Source organism: Streptomyces sp. NPDC048269, from assembly GCF_040652395.1.
Taxonomy (GTDB): Bacteria; Actinomycetota; Actinomycetes; order Streptomycetales; family Streptomycetaceae; genus Streptomyces.
Map to the genome: position 1 here is coordinate 291713 of NZ_JBEZLW010000005.1, position 17124 is coordinate 308836.

Annotated in this window: 12 protein-coding genes; 6 read left to right on the plus strand and 6 right to left on the minus strand. The window is 73.4% G+C overall.

Features of this window, described 5'->3' with window-relative positions:
• Positions 1-12 precede the first annotated feature (12 nt).
• The 3 genes from AB0D48_RS08555 to ftsE form a co-directional block, all read right to left on the minus strand.
• On the minus strand, positions 13-1194 hold the full coding sequence (locus AB0D48_RS08555; RefSeq protein WP_362392188.1) for a S41 family peptidase: 1182 nt from the start codon (positions 1192-1194) through the stop codon (positions 13-15).
• A 67-nt stretch (positions 1195-1261) separates the two neighbouring features.
• The gene (gene ftsX, locus AB0D48_RS08560) at positions 1262-2227 is read right to left on the minus strand and encodes a permease-like cell division protein FtsX (protein WP_362392190.1); all 966 of its coding nucleotides are present in this window, start codon (positions 2225-2227) and stop codon (positions 1262-1264) included.
• 17 nt (positions 2228-2244) lie between these two features.
• A complete protein-coding gene (ftsE, locus tag AB0D48_RS08565) occupies positions 2245-2934 on the minus strand; it encodes a cell division ATP-binding protein FtsE (RefSeq protein WP_328925968.1) in 690 nt (229 codons plus the stop codon).
• Positions 2935-3173: 239 nt separating this feature from the next.
• On the opposite strand from ftsE, the gene AB0D48_RS08570 reads away from it, so the two are divergent.
• A complete protein-coding gene (locus tag AB0D48_RS08570) occupies positions 3174-3365 on the plus strand; it encodes a hypothetical protein (protein ID WP_030662818.1) in 192 nt (63 codons plus the stop codon).
• A 129-nt stretch (positions 3366-3494) separates the two neighbouring features.
• Here the strand turns inward: AB0D48_RS08570 and prfB are convergent, their stop codons facing one another.
• Entirely contained in the window at positions 3495-4604 is a 1110-nt protein-coding gene (gene prfB, locus AB0D48_RS08575; RefSeq protein ID WP_362392195.1) for a peptide chain release factor 2, read from the minus strand.
• A 315-nt stretch (positions 4605-4919) separates the two neighbouring features.
• On the opposite strand from prfB, the gene AB0D48_RS08580 reads away from it, so the two are divergent.
• Complete coding sequence (locus AB0D48_RS08580) at positions 4920-5924, plus strand: 2-oxoglutarate and iron-dependent oxygenase domain-containing protein (RefSeq protein WP_362392198.1); 1005 nt, start codon at positions 4920-4922, stop codon at positions 5922-5924.
• A gap of 360 nt (positions 5925-6284) precedes the next feature.
• Here AB0D48_RS08580 and AB0D48_RS08585 read toward each other — a convergent pair whose 3' ends face one another.
• Entirely contained in the window at positions 6285-7544 is a 1260-nt protein-coding gene (locus tag AB0D48_RS08585) for a serine/threonine-protein kinase (RefSeq protein WP_362392200.1), read from the minus strand.
• Positions 7545-7704: 160 nt separating this feature from the next.
• On the minus strand, positions 7705-9405 hold the full coding sequence (locus tag AB0D48_RS08590; RefSeq protein ID WP_362392203.1) for a serine/threonine-protein kinase: 1701 nt from the start codon (positions 9403-9405) through the stop codon (positions 7705-7707).
• 424 nt (positions 9406-9829) lie between these two features.
• On the opposite strand from AB0D48_RS08590, the gene AB0D48_RS08595 reads away from it, so the two are divergent.
• From AB0D48_RS08595 to AB0D48_RS08610, 4 genes are all read left to right on the plus strand, one after another.
• Positions 9830-13288: an FHA domain-containing protein gene (locus AB0D48_RS08595; RefSeq protein ID WP_362392205.1), complete on the plus strand. Its 3459-nt coding sequence runs from the start codon at positions 9830-9832 to the stop codon at positions 13286-13288.
• A 117-nt stretch (positions 13289-13405) separates the two neighbouring features.
• On the plus strand, positions 13406-14767 hold the full coding sequence (locus AB0D48_RS08600; protein WP_362392208.1) for an ABC transporter substrate-binding protein: 1362 nt from the start codon (positions 13406-13408) through the stop codon (positions 14765-14767).
• Between the two features lie 4 nt (positions 14768-14771).
• Positions 14772-16103 (plus strand): sugar ABC transporter permease, encoded by a 1332-nt coding sequence (locus tag AB0D48_RS08605; protein WP_362392211.1) that lies wholly within the window; start codon positions 14772-14774, stop codon positions 16101-16103.
• Positions 16100-17056, plus strand: coding sequence for a carbohydrate ABC transporter permease (locus AB0D48_RS08610; RefSeq protein WP_362392214.1), 957 nt, complete (start codon positions 16100-16102; stop codon positions 17054-17056). The genes AB0D48_RS08605 and AB0D48_RS08610 overlap by 4 nt, the downstream gene beginning before the upstream one ends.
• Positions 17057-17124: the final 68 nt, after the last annotated feature.

The window sequence follows — 17124 nt, forward strand, 5'->3', positions numbered from 1 at the left end:
GTCATTTTCGCACTACGGACCCACCCCGAGGCCACCCAATACCTTGGCGGCCCGTTCCTCGACCCGCTCGCCCACCGCCAGGTCCGGGGTGATGCCGCTGCCGTCCAGACTGCGGCCCCCCGGCGTGCGGTACGTGCCCACCGTCAGCTCGGCCACCGAACCGTCCGGGAGCTCCGTGGGCATCTGCACCGAGCCCTTGCCGAAGGTCCGGCTGCCGACCGCCACGGCCCGGCCCCGGTCCTGGAGGGCTCCCGTCACCAGCTCGGCCGCGCTCATCGTGCCGCCGTCGACCAGCGCCACCAGCGGCCGGGCCGTGTCCCCGCCCGGCGCCGCGTACAGGGCGCGCTGGTCGCCCCGTACGTCGTACGTCGCCACGAGCCCCCCGTCCAGGAAGGCGGAGGCGGCCGTCACCGCCTCGGCGACCAGCCCGCCCGGGTTGCCGCGCAGGTCGAGCATGACCCCGGCGCCGGGCGGGGCCTCGCGGACCGCGGCCTTGACCCGTTCGCCCGAGCCGCGGGTGAAGGAGGCGACCTTGATGACGGTGATCCCGCCCGTGAGCTGCCGTACCGTCACCGGCTCGGTGCGCAGCTGCTCGCGGCGGACGGTCTCGGTGAGGTCGACGCCGTCGCGGCTCAGGTTCAGTACGACGGGGGTGCCGGCCTCGCCGCGCAGTAAGCCCACCACCTCGGTGAGGGGCAGGCCGGTGACGGCGTGCCCGTCGACGCTCAGCAGCCGGTCCCCGCCGCGCAGGCCGGCCCGCGCGGCGGGACCGCCGGGCTGGACCTTGTCGACCTTGATCAGGCCGTCCCGGCCGCGTTCGGCCCAGAGCCCGACGCCGGTCCAGCGGCCGTCGAGGCCCTCGGCGAAGGCGGCGTACTCACCCTGGTCGTAGACGGTGCCCCAGCGGTCGCCGCTGCGGCTGACCACCTCCTGGGCGGCCTTCTTGCCGGACTTCCCCTCGGCGACGGCCTCGGCGGCGGCGCGGGCCACTGCCTCGCGGTCGGCGGTGCCCGTCGCACGGGGCTCCTCGGGCGCCGCGGCCCCCGTACGGGCGGCGAGGGCTGCGGTGGGGTCCTCGCGGTCCCAGCAGCCGGTGCTCGCGGCGGTGCCGACGGCCGCCAGGAAGGCCAACGTCAAAACGGCCCCGCGACGCAAGTCGCGGGGCCGGAGACAGAAGGCGGGAAGACCCGGCATGGCGCCGAGTCTAGGACAAGCCCCGCGCCGGTACGGATGGTTGACCGGACCGCTCGCGGGGCGCTTGTCACACCTTCAGGTACTTGCGCAACGCCAGGAAGGCCGCCAAGGAGGGCATCAGGAGCCCGATGAAGAGCACGTACGGCAGCTTGCCGATCATCGCTCCCCAGCCCAGGAAGTCGATGAGTTCCATCCTGTCCCGCAGCGCGAAGCCGTGGTCGATCACGAAGTACTGGCCGGAGACGAGCATGCCGCAGGCGAGGACCGCGCCGATGAGGCCGGCGACGGCCGCCTCCATGATGAAGGGGAACTGGATGTAGAAGCTGGAGGCACCCACCAGCCGCATGATCCCCGTCTCCCGCCTGCGGCTGAACGCCGAGACGCGCACGGTGTTGACGATCAGCAGCAGCGCCACGATCAGCATGATCAGCATGATGCCGAGCGCGGCGATGTTGACGGAGTTGAGGAGCCCGAAGAGGGCCTCCAGCGACTGACGTTGGTCGTCGACGGTGTGGATGCCGTCCCGGCCGACGAAGGCGGAGGTGACGACCTTGTACTTCTCCGGGTCGTTGAGCTTGACCCGGAAGGACTCCTGCATCTGGTCGGGCGTGATGGAGGAGGCCAGCGCCGTGTGCCCGTACTGCTCCTGGTAGTGCTTGTACGCCTCGTCCGCCGACTCGTGGGCGACGGACTTCACCAGGGACATCTGCTTGAGCTCGGACTCGATCTGCTTCTTCTGCTCGTCGGTCACCGCGCCCTTGCGGCAGGTGGCGACCCCCAGGTCGCCCGCCGACCCGGCCGCCTTGTTGGCGGCCTCGGTGGCCTGCTCGGCGTCCTGCTTGTTGCAGAGGTAGATCGAGACGTTGGCCTTGTCGTACCAGTAGCCCTTCATGCTGCTGACCTGCTCGCGCATGAGCAGGGAGCCACCGAACAGGGCCAGCGACAGGGCCACGGAGATGATGACCGCGAAGGTCATGGTGAGATTGCGGCGGAGACCGACGCCGATCTCCGACATGACGAACTGGGCGCGCATTGCGTCTCAGGGACCTTTCAGTGCTGGTAGCCGTAGACGCCGCGCGACTGGTCGCGCACGAGTCGGCCCTGTTCGAGTTCGATGACGCGCTTGCGCATCTGGTCGACGATCTGCTGGTCGTGTGTCGCCATGATCACGGTGGTCCCGGTCCGGTTGATCCGGTCCAGCAGCTTCATGATCCCGACGGAGGTCTGCGGGTCGAGGTTGCCGGTGGGCTCGTCCGCGATCAGCAGGGCGGGGCGGTTGACGAAGGCGCGGGCGATGGCCACGCGCTGCTGCTCACCACCGGAGAGCTCGCCGGGCATCCGCTCCTCCTTGCCGCCCAGGCCGACCAGTTCCAGGACCTGCGGGACGGCCTTGCGGATCTCGCCCCTCGGTTTGCCGATGACCTCCTGCGCGAAGGCGACGTTCTCGGCCACCGTCTTGTTGGGGAGCAGGCGGAAGTCCTGGAACACGGTCCCCAGCTGGCGCCGCATCTGCGGGACCTTCCAGTTGGAGAGCTTGGCGAGGTCCTTCCCCAGGACGTGCACCTGGCCGTGGCTCGCCCGCTCCTCGCGCAGGATGAGCCGCAGGAAGGTGGACTTGCCGGAGCCGGAGGAGCCGACCAGGAAGACGAACTCGCCCTTCGCGATGTCGAGGGAGACATCTCTGAGTGCGGGACGGCTCTGCTTCGGGTAGGACTTGGAGACGCTGTCGAATCGGATCACGGGTGCACCACGGTCGCCGGGAGTAGGTGTGCGTGACCATACGCGAACGGGCGCGGGGTGTGGACCCGGCACCCGGACTTGCCCCTTTTATCCCCTGGTCCGGGAGGGTCGGGACGGCGATTGCCCGGACGGGCCGCGCCGAACGCCGGCGAAGCTGGCACAGTGGGAGGGGGAACGGTCTCGTTCCCCACGGCGTTATGTCTAATGGAGTACAGCTGAGGGGACGAGAGGAGGAGCGCATGACATATGACCGGCTCGTGTGCGCGAACTGCGCCGCACCCGTCAGCCAGGGCCGCTGCCCTGTGTGCCGGGCGAACCGGGAGCGCCTCCAGCAGGAGGGCCCCTTCTCCGGACTGAACCCCGTGGCGCTCATCGTCCTCATGGTGGTCCTCGTGGCCGCTCTGGTGCTGGTGGCCCAGCAGACCGCGTAGACGTACCGATCACACAGACGTCCGGTCATGCAGACGTCCGATCATGACGGAGCGTGCCGGACACGCGGACATGACGAAAGGGCCCGGACACCACTGGTGTCCGGGCCCTGCGCGTGTGTGCGGGTGCGCTTACGCGGTCTGTTCCTGCTGCTTGCGCCAGCGGATTCCGGCCTCCAGGAAGCCGTCGATCTCGCCGTCGAGCACCGCCTGCGGGTTGCCGACCTCGAACTCCGTCCGCAGGTCCTTGACCATCTGGTACGGGTGCAGGACGTAGGACCGCATCTGGTTGCCCCAGGAGCTGCCACCGTCCTTGAGGGCGTCCATCTTGGCCTGCTCCTCCTGGCGGCGCCGCTCCAGCAGCTTGGCCTGGAGGACGTTCATGGCGCTGGCCTTGTTCTGGATCTGCGAGCGCTCGTTCTGGCAGGAGACCACGATGCCGGTCGGCAGGTGCGTGATGCGCACGGCCGAGTCGGTCGTGTTGACGCCCTGGCCGCCGGGGCCGGAAGCGCGGTACACGTCGATGCGCAGCTCGCCCTCGTCGATCTCGACGTGGTCGCTGGACTCGACGACCGGCAGCACCTCGACGCCCGCGAAGGAGGTCTGGCGGCGGCCCTGGTTGTCGAAGGGCGAGATCCGCACGAGGCGGTGGGTGCCCTGCTCGACGGAGAGGGTGCCGTAGGCGTACGGGGCCTTGACGACGAAGGTGGTCGACTTGATGCCGGCCTCTTCCGCGTACGAGGTCTCGTAGACCTCGGTCGGGTAGCCGTGGCGCTCGGCCCAGCGCAGGTACATGCGCTGGAGGCGCTCGGCGAAGTCGGAGGCGTCCACGCCGCCGGCCTCGGCACGGATGTTGACCAGGGCCTCGCGCTCGGCGTACTCGCCGGAGAGCAGGGTCCGGACCTCCATCTCGTCCAGCGCCTTGCGGACGGCGACCAGCTCGGTCTCCGCCTCGGCGAGGGTGTCCGCGTCCTCCATCTCCTGGGCGAGCTCGAAGAGGACCGCGAGGTCGTCGATGCGGCCGCGCAGACTCTCGGTCTTGCGGACCTCGGCCTGGAGGTGCGAAAGCTTGCTCGTGATCTTCTGAGCGGCGTCCGGGTCGTCCCACAGGGACGGCGCGGCGGCCTGCTCCTCGAGCACGGCGATTTCTGCCCTCAGCTTGTCGAGGTCCAGGACGGCCTCGATCGACCCCATGGTCGAGGAGAGGGACTTCAGCTCTTCGGAAACATCGACGACTGCCACGGGTCCAGCGTAGCCGGTCATCGGAGGGTGCCGTCCGGGCAGGCCGGATCACCCGTACTGATGAACACGGGTACGGGCGTACGCTCACCGTATGACTGTTCTTCTCGTCAAGCGCCGCCATGTGGACCACATGCGTGTCACGACGACGAGCTGTCTGCCGCCGGAGCATCCCCAAGCCTGATCCACCCCGATCCGACTTGGTCCTGTTCGCGGCCCAGCGGCCCCGGCGCCATCCCTGCCGGCGGCCCTCCCCCTCCCGCGACCCCCGCCACCTGAAGGGGAACAGGACCCCGTGACATCCGAAACGGAGCCGTCATGCCGTCCGCGCACACCTCCCTCCCCGTCCTGGACCTCTCCCAGGCGGACGACCCGGCCCAGCGGGCCGACTTCCTGAAGAACCTGCACGCGGCTGCCAGGGACACCGGGTTCCTGCACCTCACCGGCCACGGCATCACGGAGGCCGAGACCGCCCGGATCCTGGAGCTGACCAGGGCCTTCTTCGCCCTCCCGGAGGCCGACCGGCTCGCCGTGAGCAATCTGAGGTCCCCGCACTTCCGCGGCTACACCCGGATCGGCCACGAGCTGACCGGCGGAGCCTCCGACTGGCGCGACCAGCTGGACGTCGGGGCCGAGAGGCCCGCGCCGGTGGTCGGGCCGGACGACCCGCCGTTCCTGTGGCTGGAGGGCCCGAACCTGTGGCCGGAGGCCCTCCCGGAGCTCCGTACGGTGGTGCTGGAGTGGCAGTCCCGACTGGCCGCGGTGGCCCACCGGCTCCTCCAGGAGCTGCTGGTCTCGATCGGCGCCCCGGCGGACTTCTTCGACGAGGCCTTCGCCGACCGCCCCCACCTGCACACCAAGCTGATCCGCTACCCGGGATCGGCCCCGACGGGCACGGACCAGGGCGTGGGGGCCCACAAGGACTACGGCTTTCTGACCCTCCTCCTCCAGGACTCGGTGGGCGGTCTCCAGGTGGTCCGCGACGGGGGTTACCTGGACGTGCCGCCGCTGCCGGGGGCGTTCGTGGTCAATCTGGGCGAGCTGCTGGAGATCGCGACGGAGGGCTACCTCACGGCCACCGACCACCGGGTGGTGAGCCCGCCGGGCGCGGTGGAGCGGTATTCGGTGCCCTTCTTCTACAACCCGCGGCTGGACGCGGTCATCGAGACGGTCCCCGGCGATTACCTGCGGTCGGCCCCCGGCATCGCGCACGACGCGTCGAACCCGCTGCACGCGGAGTACGGCCGCAACGAGCTGAAGGGCTGGGTCCGCGCCCACCCGGCCGTCGCGCGGCGCTGGCACCCGGAGCTGGTCGGGGCGTAGCCCCCGCCCCGCCCTCGGGCGCCGCTGCCGCGGTACCGGTCGGGGCCTGGCCCCCGCCGCCGTGCCGTGTGCGGCGCCGCTGCCGGGGGCTCTGCCCGCGGAACCCCCGCGCCTCAAACGCCGGCGGGGCTGAATATGCCCGGCGGCATCCCAGACGTGCGCGCAGCGCAACCCGGCGGGGCTGGATTGCCCGGAGGGCGATTTCAGCCTCGCCGGCGTTTGAGGTGCGGGGTTGCGGGGCGGAGCCCCGGTCTTCGAGCCCAGCCGGACACAACCGGCCCAGGCGGGCACCATCCAGCCCCGCCGGCGTTTGAGGCGCGGGGTTGCGGGGCGGAGCCCCGGCAGCGGCGCCGCAGGGGGCTACGGGGTGCGCGGGCCCGACTGTTTGGTGTCCTGGGGGGCGGCCTGGTCGTCGGGGCCCGAGAAGGCGAGCCAGGCGCCGAGCCCCACCGCCGCGGCCAGCGCGACGGCCGCCGCCGACATGACCAGCCGCCGCTTGCGCGCCACCTCGGCCCGGTGCCGCGCCGCGCCCGGCCGGTGCCCGCCGGCCGGGCGCGGCACCCGCGCGGTGCCCAGCGCCCCGCCCGCCAGCTCGTCCGGACCCGGCACCCGCATCGAGGTGTGGGTGTCCCGGTTGGAGTCCGTCGCGGAGCCCGGCACCAGCGGGACCACGCCCCGGCGGCGTACCGGATCGGCGGCGACCGCGGCCGGTTCCTCCGACGGGCCCGCCTCCGGCTCCGCGTCGTCCGGCTCGTCCACGTCCAGCGGCGGCATTCCGGTCAGCAGGGGCAGCAGGTCCCGGAGGCGTGCGGACAGCTCCGAGGCCCGCAAGCGCGACGCCGGCGCCTTGGCCAGGCACTGCACGATCAGCTGCCACAGCTCGTCGGGGATCCCCGGCAGCGGGACGACCGTCTCCGTCACGTGCCGCCGCAGCACCGCGCCCGGGTGGCCCCCGCCGAAGGGGGTGAAACCGGCCAGCAGCTCGTACAGGACGGTGGCCAGGGCGTATATGTCCACCGCGGCCCGCGGCGGCAGACCCTCGACGATCTCGGGCGCCAGGTAGTCCGGGGTCCCGATGATCCGGGTGGTCGGGGCCGAGGCCCTGCCCGCGGAGGCCCGCCGCGGGGTGTCGATCAGCTTGGCCACGCCGAAGTCGGTCAGCAGCGCCGGGTGCGCGCCGCCCGGTCCGAGCGGCCCCTGCATGTCCAGCAGGACGTTCTCGGGCTTGACGTCCCGGTGGACGACCCCGGCCGCGTGCGCGGCCGCCAGCGCGTCGGCGACGTCCGCGACGATCGCCACGGCCGCCTCGGGGGCGAGCCGCCGCTCGCGGTCGAGGCGCGTGCGCAGGTCCGTACCGCGTACGAGGTCCATGACGAGGGCGAGGTCGTTGCCGTCGACGACGAGGTCGCGGACGGACACGACGTGCGGATGTTCCAGGCCGAGCAGCGCGCTGCGCTCCTGGACGAACCGCCCGACCAGCTCCTGGTCGGACGCGAGGTCCTCGCGCAGCAGTTTGACGGCGACGGGGCCGTCAGGCCCCTCGCCCAGCCACACCGTGCCCGCGCTGCCGCGCCCCAGGATCTGGTGCGCGGTGTACCGGCTGCCGATCTTCCGTGCCACGACTGCTCCCTCAGCGGCTGGCGTACGCACCAAAGCTACGCGGCCGGGTGGGCGTTGGAGGCCAGCAGGGGCCCGGATTCGCGGCGACCTTCACTTCTGCGGGCGAAATCACGTCCCAGAAGTCGACAAATCCACGAACTCAGCGCTACGGGGGTCCTTTTCAGGGCGTGGAGGACCCCGAGGCGTCCCCGATGGCGCCGATCCAGTCGGCGATGCCGGTGCCCCAGCTCCACACCTGGTCCCACCATCCCTTGCCGGTGCCGACCCACTCCTGGAGCGGGGTCAGCTCCCAGATCAGCCACCCGCCCACGAAGAGCAGCAGGATCATGACCAGGCAGCCCTTGAGACAGCCGAGACCGGGGATCCGCACGGGGTTGGCGCTGCGACGCCGCGGCTCGCGCGGGGCCTGCTGCCGGGGCGGCGGGCTCTGTGGGGGCTGCTGCTGGGGCGGCTGGGGCTGCGGCTGGCGGTACTGGGGCTGCTGTGGCTGCTGGTACTGCTGAGGCTGGCGCTGCTGCTGCGGCTGGTAGTGCTGCGGAGGCGGCGGCGGCGCGTACTGCTGCTGTGGCGGCTGCTGCTGGTACTGCTGCGGCGGCGGCCCCTGCCGGTACGGCTGCTGCGGCTGGTGCTGCGGCGGCGGGGGCGCCTGCCGCTGCGGGCGGCGCCGCAGGGGGTCCTCGGCCGGGTCGAGGTACTGCATCTGCGTCTGCTCGTTGCGGTCGCGGACGGCGCGCATCTGCGACTCCCACGGGTGCGGCTGGTCCGGCCGCTGCACCGGCGGCATGACCGAGGTGGCGTCGGCCGCGCCGGCCGCGCCGGCCGCACCGACCGGCGGCATGACGCTGGTCATCGCGTTCGGGTCGTAGGCACCGACCGGCGCCGCCCCGACACCGCCGGGCAGCACCTGGGTGGGGTCCGCGGCACCCGGCGTCTCGGGGACCGGTGCCGGTGAGGGGTCGGGGGCGAGCAGCGCGCCGACGCCGAGCGCGGCCTCCACCTCGGCGGCCGTGGAGTGCACGCCGATGCCCGAGGCGACCACCCGCAGCCCGCGGGCCAGGCTCTCGGCGCTGGGGCGCTCGTTCGGCTCCTTGCGCAGGCAGCGCTCGATGACGGTCCACAGCGGCTCGGGCACGCTCGCGGGGCGCTGCGGGTCCTCGCTGAGGTGCCGGTGGAGCACTTCGAGCGCCGTGCCGCCCGCGAACGGCGGACGGCCGGTGAGGAGCTCGTAGAGCAGGATGCCGGCGCCGTAGATGTCGACGGCGGAGGTCTGCGGGCGGCCCTCGGCGGACTCGGGGGCGACGTAGGCGGGGGTGCCGACGAACTCGTGCGTACGGGTCAGGCCCGGGGAGTCCGCGAGGCGGGCGATGCCGAAGTCGGTGAGCATCGGCTTCATCTGTCCGCCGCGCTCGTCGAGCAGCACGTTGGCGGGCTTCAGGTCGCGGTGGACCACGCCGTCGGCATGGCTGGCCGCGAGCGCGTCCGCGATCTGCGCGGTCAGCAGGCTCGCCGCGACGGGGGTGAAGGGGCCGTTCTGGCGGAGGTACTTGTGCAGGTCCGGGCCGTCGATCAGGTCCATGACCAGGGCGAGCAGGTCGCCCTCGACGACGAGGTCGCGGGTGCGCACGATGTTGGGGTGCGTCAGGCGCAGCAGGACGGAGCGCTCGCGCAGGAAGCGCATGACGATGTCCGCGTCCTGGGCCAGCTCCTCCTTGAGGACCTTGATGGCCACGGTCTCGCCGGGCTGCCCGGCGACGGCCGCCTCGGCGCCCGCGGTCTCTCGCTGGCGGGCACGCCAGACAGTGCCCGTGGCGCCGCGCCCGAGCGGCTCCTCGAGCAGGTATTTGCTGCCGACTGGCCGCACGTCTCGCGCTCCCCTGCTGTCGTCTGCTGTGGTCGATCCGCTGATCGGTTTTCCGGCCCACTCTAGGGGGTGTCCCCGTGGAAGACGCCGGACGTCGGAGGTTGGTTGCCGCACATATGTACGAAGGGTGATGTTTGCGGGGTATGCCGGAGGCGATTTTCCCCTGCTTGCTGTCCGATCCGCGTGAGGTCGGCACCGCGCCGCGACCGATCAAGATCACTTGTCGGCGGGTGCCGGGCGTGTTGTCGGCGACAGGTGCGAGGATGCACACGTACGGACGGCACGGGACGGGAGCCCCGCCTTCCGGCAGACCTGACCGGACGACGCGTCCGTGCCGGGTGGGGGGCGATCGGGCAGCCATGTCCCGACATCCCCCTGCCGGGCGCACACACCGCGCACCGCGCAGAAGGGACCGCTGACGGCGATGCAGATCCGGCTGACCGTCCTTGGGTCGCGCAGCGGCCACCAGCCCGCGACCGCCCCCGTGAGCTGTGACGTGCTCGTCACAGCGCCCGCCGGCACCGCGCTGGCCGCGGTCGCCTCCGGGCTCGCGGCGACCGTCGGCGGGCCCGACACGGGGGGCACCGTGGTCCTCTACGCCGGCGCCGAGCGGCTCGACCTGCAGCGGCGGGTGCTGGGCGAACCGCCGCTGGTGGACGGGGCGGTGGTGGCGCTGCAGGGCCCGGTCCCGGACGTCCTGCCCGAGGAGAGCCTCGGCGCGCCGCAGCTGCACGTGGTGGCCGGACCCGACGCGGGCGGGGTGCACCTGCTGCACAGCGGGCAGATCCGGGTGGGCCGGTCCGCCGACGCCGACGTCCCGCTGGACGACCCGGACGTGTCCCGGCTGCACTGCGCGGTCACGGTGATGCCCGACGGGCGGGTTTCGGTGGCCGATCTGGACTCGACCAACGGCACCACGCTCGACGGTTCCCCGGTGGGACCGCAGCCGGTGGCCCTGCCGCCGGGCGCGCTGCTGCGGGTGGGCGAATCCACCCTGCGGCTGGCACCCGCGGGTGCGGCCGACGCCGCCTCCCTGCCGGTGGTACCGGACCTGGAGGGCCACCTCTCGCTCCCCGGCCGCGCCGCGCCGGCCTCCGGCGCGGGGTACGGGGCGGGCGCGGGCCCGGCCGGGCCCGCCGCGCGGGGGCCGCGCGGCACCTTCTCCGACCCGGCCCCGGCCGCCTCCGGAGCGGCGGGCCCGGCCACCGGCCCCGGCGGGGCCCTGGGCGGCCACCCCGGACCCGGCACGGCCCAGTGGACGGCGACCGACGGGCGGGCCGTCGGCCCCGGCGGGCTCCCCGGGGGCAACCCCGAACCTGACGCAGCCGGTTGGACGGCGACCGGCGGGTCTCCGGGCGCCGCCGGCACCAGCACCGGCACCGGCACCGGCACCGGCAGGACCGCCGCGCACCCGCAGCCGGTTCCCTCGGGCCGAGGTCCCGCCAGGCCCGGCGCCCCCGGCTCGGCGGACGCCTCCGGCGCGGGACCGGGCGAGGCCGGCAGCTCCTCCGCCGGGGGACCGGGGGCCTTCCCCCACCCCGCCCCTTCCCACGCCGCCGATCAGCGGCTCCGTCGCGCCGCGGGCTCCGCCGCCGGCCCCGCCGGAGCCGGCACGGGACCTGGAGGCGCCCCGGCGACGTCCGGCGCAGCCGGGGCCGCAACCCCCGGCCTCGTGCCGGACCGCCCCGGGTCGCGCGCGGCCACCGGCGCCCACGGCCCGGGCGGTGACACGGCGGCGGCTTCGAACGCCTCCGGCGCGGCCGGGCCCGGTGCGCCCGTCGGCCGCCGCAGGGGGCTCGGGGCCTGGGCCCGCAAGTGGGTACGGGGCGAGGAGGCCGCCGAGGCCCCCGCCGAGCCCGCTGTGGCGGCCGAGGCCGCTCCCGATCCCGACGACCCGGCCGCGCTGCTGCTGGCCGCGCTGGGGCCCACCGAACGGTTGTGGTCGCGGGGTCCCGGGCATCCCGGAGTACTGGACGTGGGGCTCGGCGCCGGGAGCCGGGTGTCGCTGCGCACCGTCGGCGCGCTCGGCATCGCCGGTCCGCGCGCCCGGCTGGCCGGGGTCGCCCGCTGCGTGATCGCCCAGGTCGCGGGCCTGCACGCGCCCGGGCAGCTGGAGATCGTGCTCCTCTCCACCGACCGGGCGCGCCCCCTCGCCGAGCGCCGCCGCGACTGGTCCTGGCTCGGCTGGCTGCCCCACGTACGGCCCGCGCACGGCCAGCACTGCCGGCTGCTGCTCGCGTACGACCGCGACCAGGCCGCAGCCCGCACCGGTGAACTGACCCGGCGCCTCGACGACGGTCCGCTCGGCACGCACTGGGCCGCCGCCGATCCCGAGCAGGTCCGGCAGGCTGCCGACGCCTACGAGGGCCCGTACACGCTCGTGGTCCTCGACGGCGATCCCGGCGCAGGCCCCCTGCGCGACATCACCGGGCGGCTCGCCTCGCACGGCCCGGCCGCCGGGATCCATGTGCTGGCGCTGGCCGAGGCCCCGGCCGCGACGCCCGCCTCCCCGGTCGCCGAGACGTACGAGGCGGCCTGCGCGAGCGCCCCGGCCTTCCGGGACTGCGGCGCGATCGCCCTGCTCAGCGGTGATGTGGCCACGGCCGTACGGACCTTCGCGGTCAGCGGCGGCCGCCCGGTCCCGAGCGGCGCCACCGCCACCGCCGACGCCGTCTCCGCGGCCTGGGCCGAGCGGTTCGCCCGGGCGCTGGCGCCGCTGCGCGGCGACAGCGGGACCGTCGAGCCGTACCGGCCGGCCGCAGCCACCCTGCCGGCCACCGCCCGGCTGCTGGACGAGCTGGGGCTGGCGCGGGCCACCCCGGCCTCCCTGATGGCCCGTTGGGCCGCAGCCACCGATCAGGGGCAGGGGGTGGGCGGCCTCGCCGAGATCGTGCTGGGCAGCGGGCGGCGCGGCGTCGTGGGCGCCGAGCTGGTCCACGACGGACCGCACCTGCTCGTCGAAGGGCCCGCCGGCAGCGGGCGGACCGAGCTGCTGCGGTCGGTGGCCGCGTCGCTGTCGGCGGCCGCCCGGCCCGACCGGCTGGGGCTGGTGCTCCTCGACGGGTCGGGCGGCGAGCGCGGCGACGGGCTGCTGCCCTGCACCGAACTCCCGCACGTCGCGGCCCATCTGGTGGCCTCCGATCCGCTGCGGATGCGGGAGTTCGCCCAGGCCCTGGGCGCGGAGCTCAAACGCCGCGACGAGCTGCTGGGCGGGCTGGCGTTCGCCGAGTGGCACGCGCGCCGCGAGGTCTCCGACCGGATGGTCTCGCCGCGCCAGCCCACCCCCGGTGAGCAGCGCGGCGACGTGGACAGCCAGCGCACGGGCACGCTCCGGCTGCGTGCCTCGGCCACCCGTACCGATCCCGCGGGGCCGAGCCCGCTGCCCCGGCTGGTCGTACTGGTCGACGACTTCGACGCGCTGGTCGCGCCGGGGCTCGGCGCCACGGGCCGGCCCGCCGCCGGTTCGGTGGTCCGGGTGCTGGAGGCGGTGGCCCGCGAGGGCGCCCGGCTCGGCGTCCACCTGGTGGCGACCAGCGCCCGTCCGGACCGCACGGCCGAGACCGGGCTGGCCCGGCTGACGACCCTGCGGGTGGAGCTGGACGCCCCCGACCAGCCCGGCCCCGGCCGCGGCCTGCTCCGGTACGCGGACGGCCGGACGGTCCCGTTCCAGGCGGGCCGGGTCACCGGCCGGATCCCCCGGACGGCGACGCTGCGGCCGACCGTGGTGCCTCTGGAGTGGGAGCGGATGGGTGATCCGCCGGCCCGCCGTCCGGTACGTGAGCTGGGCAACGGACCGACCGACCTCGCACTGCTTGCAAGTGCCCTGGACCGGGCCTCGCACCTGGTCTCGGCGATACCCGTGCTGTTCCCGGCGGCCCCCTGACGGCTCCTCGACACCCCCGGAGGCGGCCCCTGTATGCCGGGAGGCGGTATTGCGGGGGCGCGCGGCTCGGCGTAGACCTGTGGTCCGGGACACATCATGAACCTCGGGGGCAGAACCATGCGCAAGCACGGAACCAGCCGTACGACTTACCGCTGGGCGGTCCTGGCCGCGGCGGGCGCGCTCGCGCTCACCGCGTGCGGGGGCGACCCGGACGCGAAGGCGGATCCGCCACAGGGCGGGACCTCGGCCGGGCCGAAGGTCGAATTACCTCAACTGACGGGTGAGAAGCTCTCGGTCGCCGCCGTCTGGACGGGGCCGGAGCAGGAGAACTTCACCAAGGTCCTCAAGGAGTTCGAGAAGCGGACCGGCGCCTCCGTCACCTTCGTCCCGGCCCAGGACCCGATCGTCACCTTCCTCGGTTCGAAGATCGCCGGCGGTGCCCCGCCGGACGTGGCGCTGCTCCCGCAGGTCGGGGCGCTGGTGTCCGCGGTGCAGAACAAGTGGGCGCAACCGGTGGGCCCGGAGACCCAGGCGCAGCTCGACAAGAACTACTCGGCGGGCTGGAAGACGCTCGGCGCCGTCGACGGCACCCAGTACGGCGTGTACTACAAGGCTGCCAACAAGTCGCTGATCTGGTACAACGCGAAGGCCTTCGAGGCAGCGGGCGTGAAGCCCCCGACGACCTGGAAGGAGCTGATCACCGCGGCCGACACGCTGTCCGCCTCCGGTACGCCGGCGGTCTCGGTGGCGGGCGCGGACGGCTGGACCCTCACGGACTGGTTCGAGAACGTCTACCTCTCCCAGGCCGGCCCGCAGAAGTACGACCAGCTGGCCAAGCATCAGATCAAGTGGACGGACGACAGCGTCAAGCAGGCGCTGACCACGCTGGGCGAGCTGTTCGGGCGCAAGGACTTCCTGGCGGGCGGGGCGAGCGGGGCCCTGTCCACCGAGTTCCCGAAGTCGGTGACGCAGACCTTCACGGGCGGCGACCGGCCGGCGGCCGCGATGGTCTTCGAGGGCGACTTCGTGGCGGTGAACATCGCGCAGACCGAGGCGAAGGTGGGCACGGACGCCCTCGTCTTCCCGTTCCCGGCGGTCGGGGGGAAGGCGCCGGTGGTGTCGGGCGGTGACGTGGCGGTCGCGCTGAAGCCGTCGAAGGGCGCGCAGGCGCTGCTGACGTTCCTGGCCTCGCCGGACGCGGCGGAGATCCAGGCCCGCGAGGGCGGTTTCGTCTCCCCGAACAAGGGGGTCGATCCGGCCGCCTACCCCAACGACATCCAGCGGGGCATCGCGAAGGCACTGATCGCGGCGGGCGACGACTTCCGCTTCGACATGTCGGACCAGGCTCCGGCGGCCTTCGGCGGGACGCCGGGCGCGGGTGAGTGGAAAGCGCTCCAGGACTTCCTGGCGAACCCTTCGGACGTGGCGGGTGCCCAGGCGAAACTGGAGGCGGACGCGGCCAAGGCCTACGGGAACTAGTCCGGTGACGGCCACGGTCACCAAAACCGCGAAGAGCACCGCCCGCGACGCCGAGGCCAGGCGCCGCCGCCTGGTCGCGGCGGCGTTCCTCCTGCCGGCCCTGGTGCTGCTGGGGGCGCTGGTCGTGCACCCGATCGGCTACTCGGTCTACCGCAGCTTCTTCGACCGCTCCGGGTCCGCCTTCGTCGGCGGCGACAACTACCGGGAGATCCTGAGCGACCACACGATCCGCACCGCCCTGCAGAACACGGCGCTGTGGGTGGTGCTCGCCCCCACCACGGCGACCGCCCTCGGCCTGATCTTCGCGGTGCTCACCGAACGGGTCCGCTGGGGAACGGCGTTCAAGCTGCTGGTCTTCATGCCGATGGCGATCTCGATGCTGGCGGCGGGCATCATCTTCCGCCTCGTCTACGACCACGACCCCGACCGGGGCGTGGCGAACGCGCTCTGGGTCGGGGTCCACGACACCTTCGCGGAGTCCTCGGCCTTCCCCAAGGCCCGCCCGGGCCGGGATTCCCCGCTGGCGGACGCCGGCGGGGGCGCCTTCGTGACCCGTGATCCCGTGCGGGCGGGCACCCCGGTGCTCCTCCCGCTGGTCGGTGTGGCCCCGGAGGCGCTGCCCGAGGGAACCCGTACGGCCGAGGCGGCTCCCGCCGAGCCCGGCAAGGTCACCGGGACGGCCTGGCAGGACTTCACCCGCGGCGGGGGCGGCCGTACGAACGCGGTCGACCCCACGGAGCAGGCCTTCGCCGGGATGCGGATCGAGGCGGTCAAGGACGGCAAGGTGGTCGACAGGGCGACGGCCCGCGCCGACGGCACCTTCACCCTGTCCGCGAAGGCCGACGGGGCGCGGCTGCGCCTGCCGGCGGTGAACTTCCAGGAGGCGTACGGGGGAGTCCAGTGGCTCGGCCCGACGCTCGTGACCCCGGCGGTCATCGGGGCGTACGTGTGGATGTGGGCCGGGTTCGCGATGGTGCTGATCGGGGCCGGACTGGCCGCCGTACCGCGGGAGCTGCTGGAGGCGGCGCGGGTGGACGGGGCGAACGAGTGGCAGGTGTTCCGCCGGATCACCGTCCCGCTGCTGGCGCCCGTCCTGGCGGTCGTGCTCGTCACCCTCGTCATCAACGTCATGAAGATCTTCGACCTGGTCTTCGTGATCGCGCCGGGAGCGGTGCAGGACGACGCGAACGTGCTCGCGCTCCAGCTGTACCGGACCTCCTTCGGCACGGACGCCGATCCGGGCCTGGGCAGCGCGATCGCCGTCCTCCTTCTGGTGCTGGTGGTCCCGGTGATGCTGGTGAACATCCGTAGGCTGCGCAAGGAGGGGTCCCGATGAGCGGTTCCGACCGGACGCCGGAACCGATGGCGGTGGCCGAACCGGCGGTGGCGATACCGGCGGGAGCCGCGCCCTCCGCCGGCCGGGGGACGGCCGGGCGGCGGACGGCGGGCCGGGCCGCTTACGCAAAGCTCGCCGCGAGCGGCCTGTTACGCGTCTTCCTGGTCGCGGCCGCGCTGTTCTGGCTGCTGCCCACCCTCGGTCTGCTGATCTCCTCCTTCCTCTCCCCCACCGACCTCAACAAGGGCGGCTGGTGGCAGGTGCTGTCCGCGCCGTCGCGGCTGACGGCCGGCAATTACGAGCGGCTGCTGGCCAACGACACGATCACCGGCTCGCTGCTGAGCACGGTCGCGATCGCCGTCCCGGCGACCCTGCTCGTCCTCGTGCTGGGTGCGTTCGCCGGATACGCCTTCGCCTGGCTGGAGTTCCCGGGCCGGGACTGGCTCTTCCTGGTCGTCGTCGGGCTGCTGGTCGTCCCCGTTCAGGTGGCGCTGATCCCGGTCTCCGAACTCTTCGGTGTCATCGGGCTGTTCGAGACCACCGCGGGCGTGGTGCTGTTCCACACCGCCTTCGGGCTGCCCTTCGCCGTGTTCCTGCTGCGGAACTTCTTCGCGGAGATCCCGCGCGAGCTGCTGGAGGCGGCCCGCCTCGACGGCGCGGGCGAACTGCGGCTGTTCGCACGGGTGGTGCTGCCGCTGGGCGGCCCGGCGATCGCGTCGCTCGGCATCTTCCAGTTCCTGTGGGTGTGGAACGACATGCTGGTCGCACTGGTCTTCGCGGACTCGGCGAACCCGCCGGTGACGGTCGCGCTCCAGCAGCAGGTACGGCAGTTCGGGAACAACATCGACGTGCTGGCGCCCGGGGCGTTCCTGTCGATGGTGGTGCCGCTCGTCGTCTTCTTCGCCTTCCAGCGGCAGTTCGTCTCGGGGGTGATGGCGGGCGCGATCAAGTGATGCCTCCGGTCGGCGCGCCCCGGGTGACATGCGGTGTTGACGCTGCGTAACTCGAATGCCACACGCTG

What these genes read in the sequence shown, in the direction of transcription:
- AB0D48_RS08610 (WP_362392214.1), top strand. Translation starts at nt 16,100, where the DNA reads ATGAGCGGTTCCGACCGGACGCCGGAACCGATGGCGGTGGCCGAACCG.
- AB0D48_RS08570 (WP_030662818.1), top strand. Translation starts at nt 3,174, where the DNA reads ATGACATATGACCGGCTCGTGTGCGCGAACTGCGCCGCACCCGTCAGC.
- ftsX (WP_362392190.1), bottom strand. Translation starts at nt 2,227, where the DNA reads ATGCGCGCCCAGTTCGTCATGTCGGAGATCGGCGTCGGTCTCCGCCGC.
- AB0D48_RS08555 (WP_362392188.1), bottom strand. Translation starts at nt 1,194, where the DNA reads ATGCCGGGTCTTCCCGCCTTCTGTCTCCGGCCCCGCGACTTGCGTCGC.
- AB0D48_RS08580 (WP_362392198.1), top strand. Translation starts at nt 4,920, where the DNA reads ATGCCGTCCGCGCACACCTCCCTCCCCGTCCTGGACCTCTCCCAGGCG.
- AB0D48_RS08600 (WP_362392208.1), top strand. Translation starts at nt 13,406, where the DNA reads ATGCGCAAGCACGGAACCAGCCGTACGACTTACCGCTGGGCGGTCCTG.
- AB0D48_RS08595 (WP_362392205.1), top strand. Translation starts at nt 9,830, where the DNA reads ATGCAGATCCGGCTGACCGTCCTTGGGTCGCGCAGCGGCCACCAGCCC.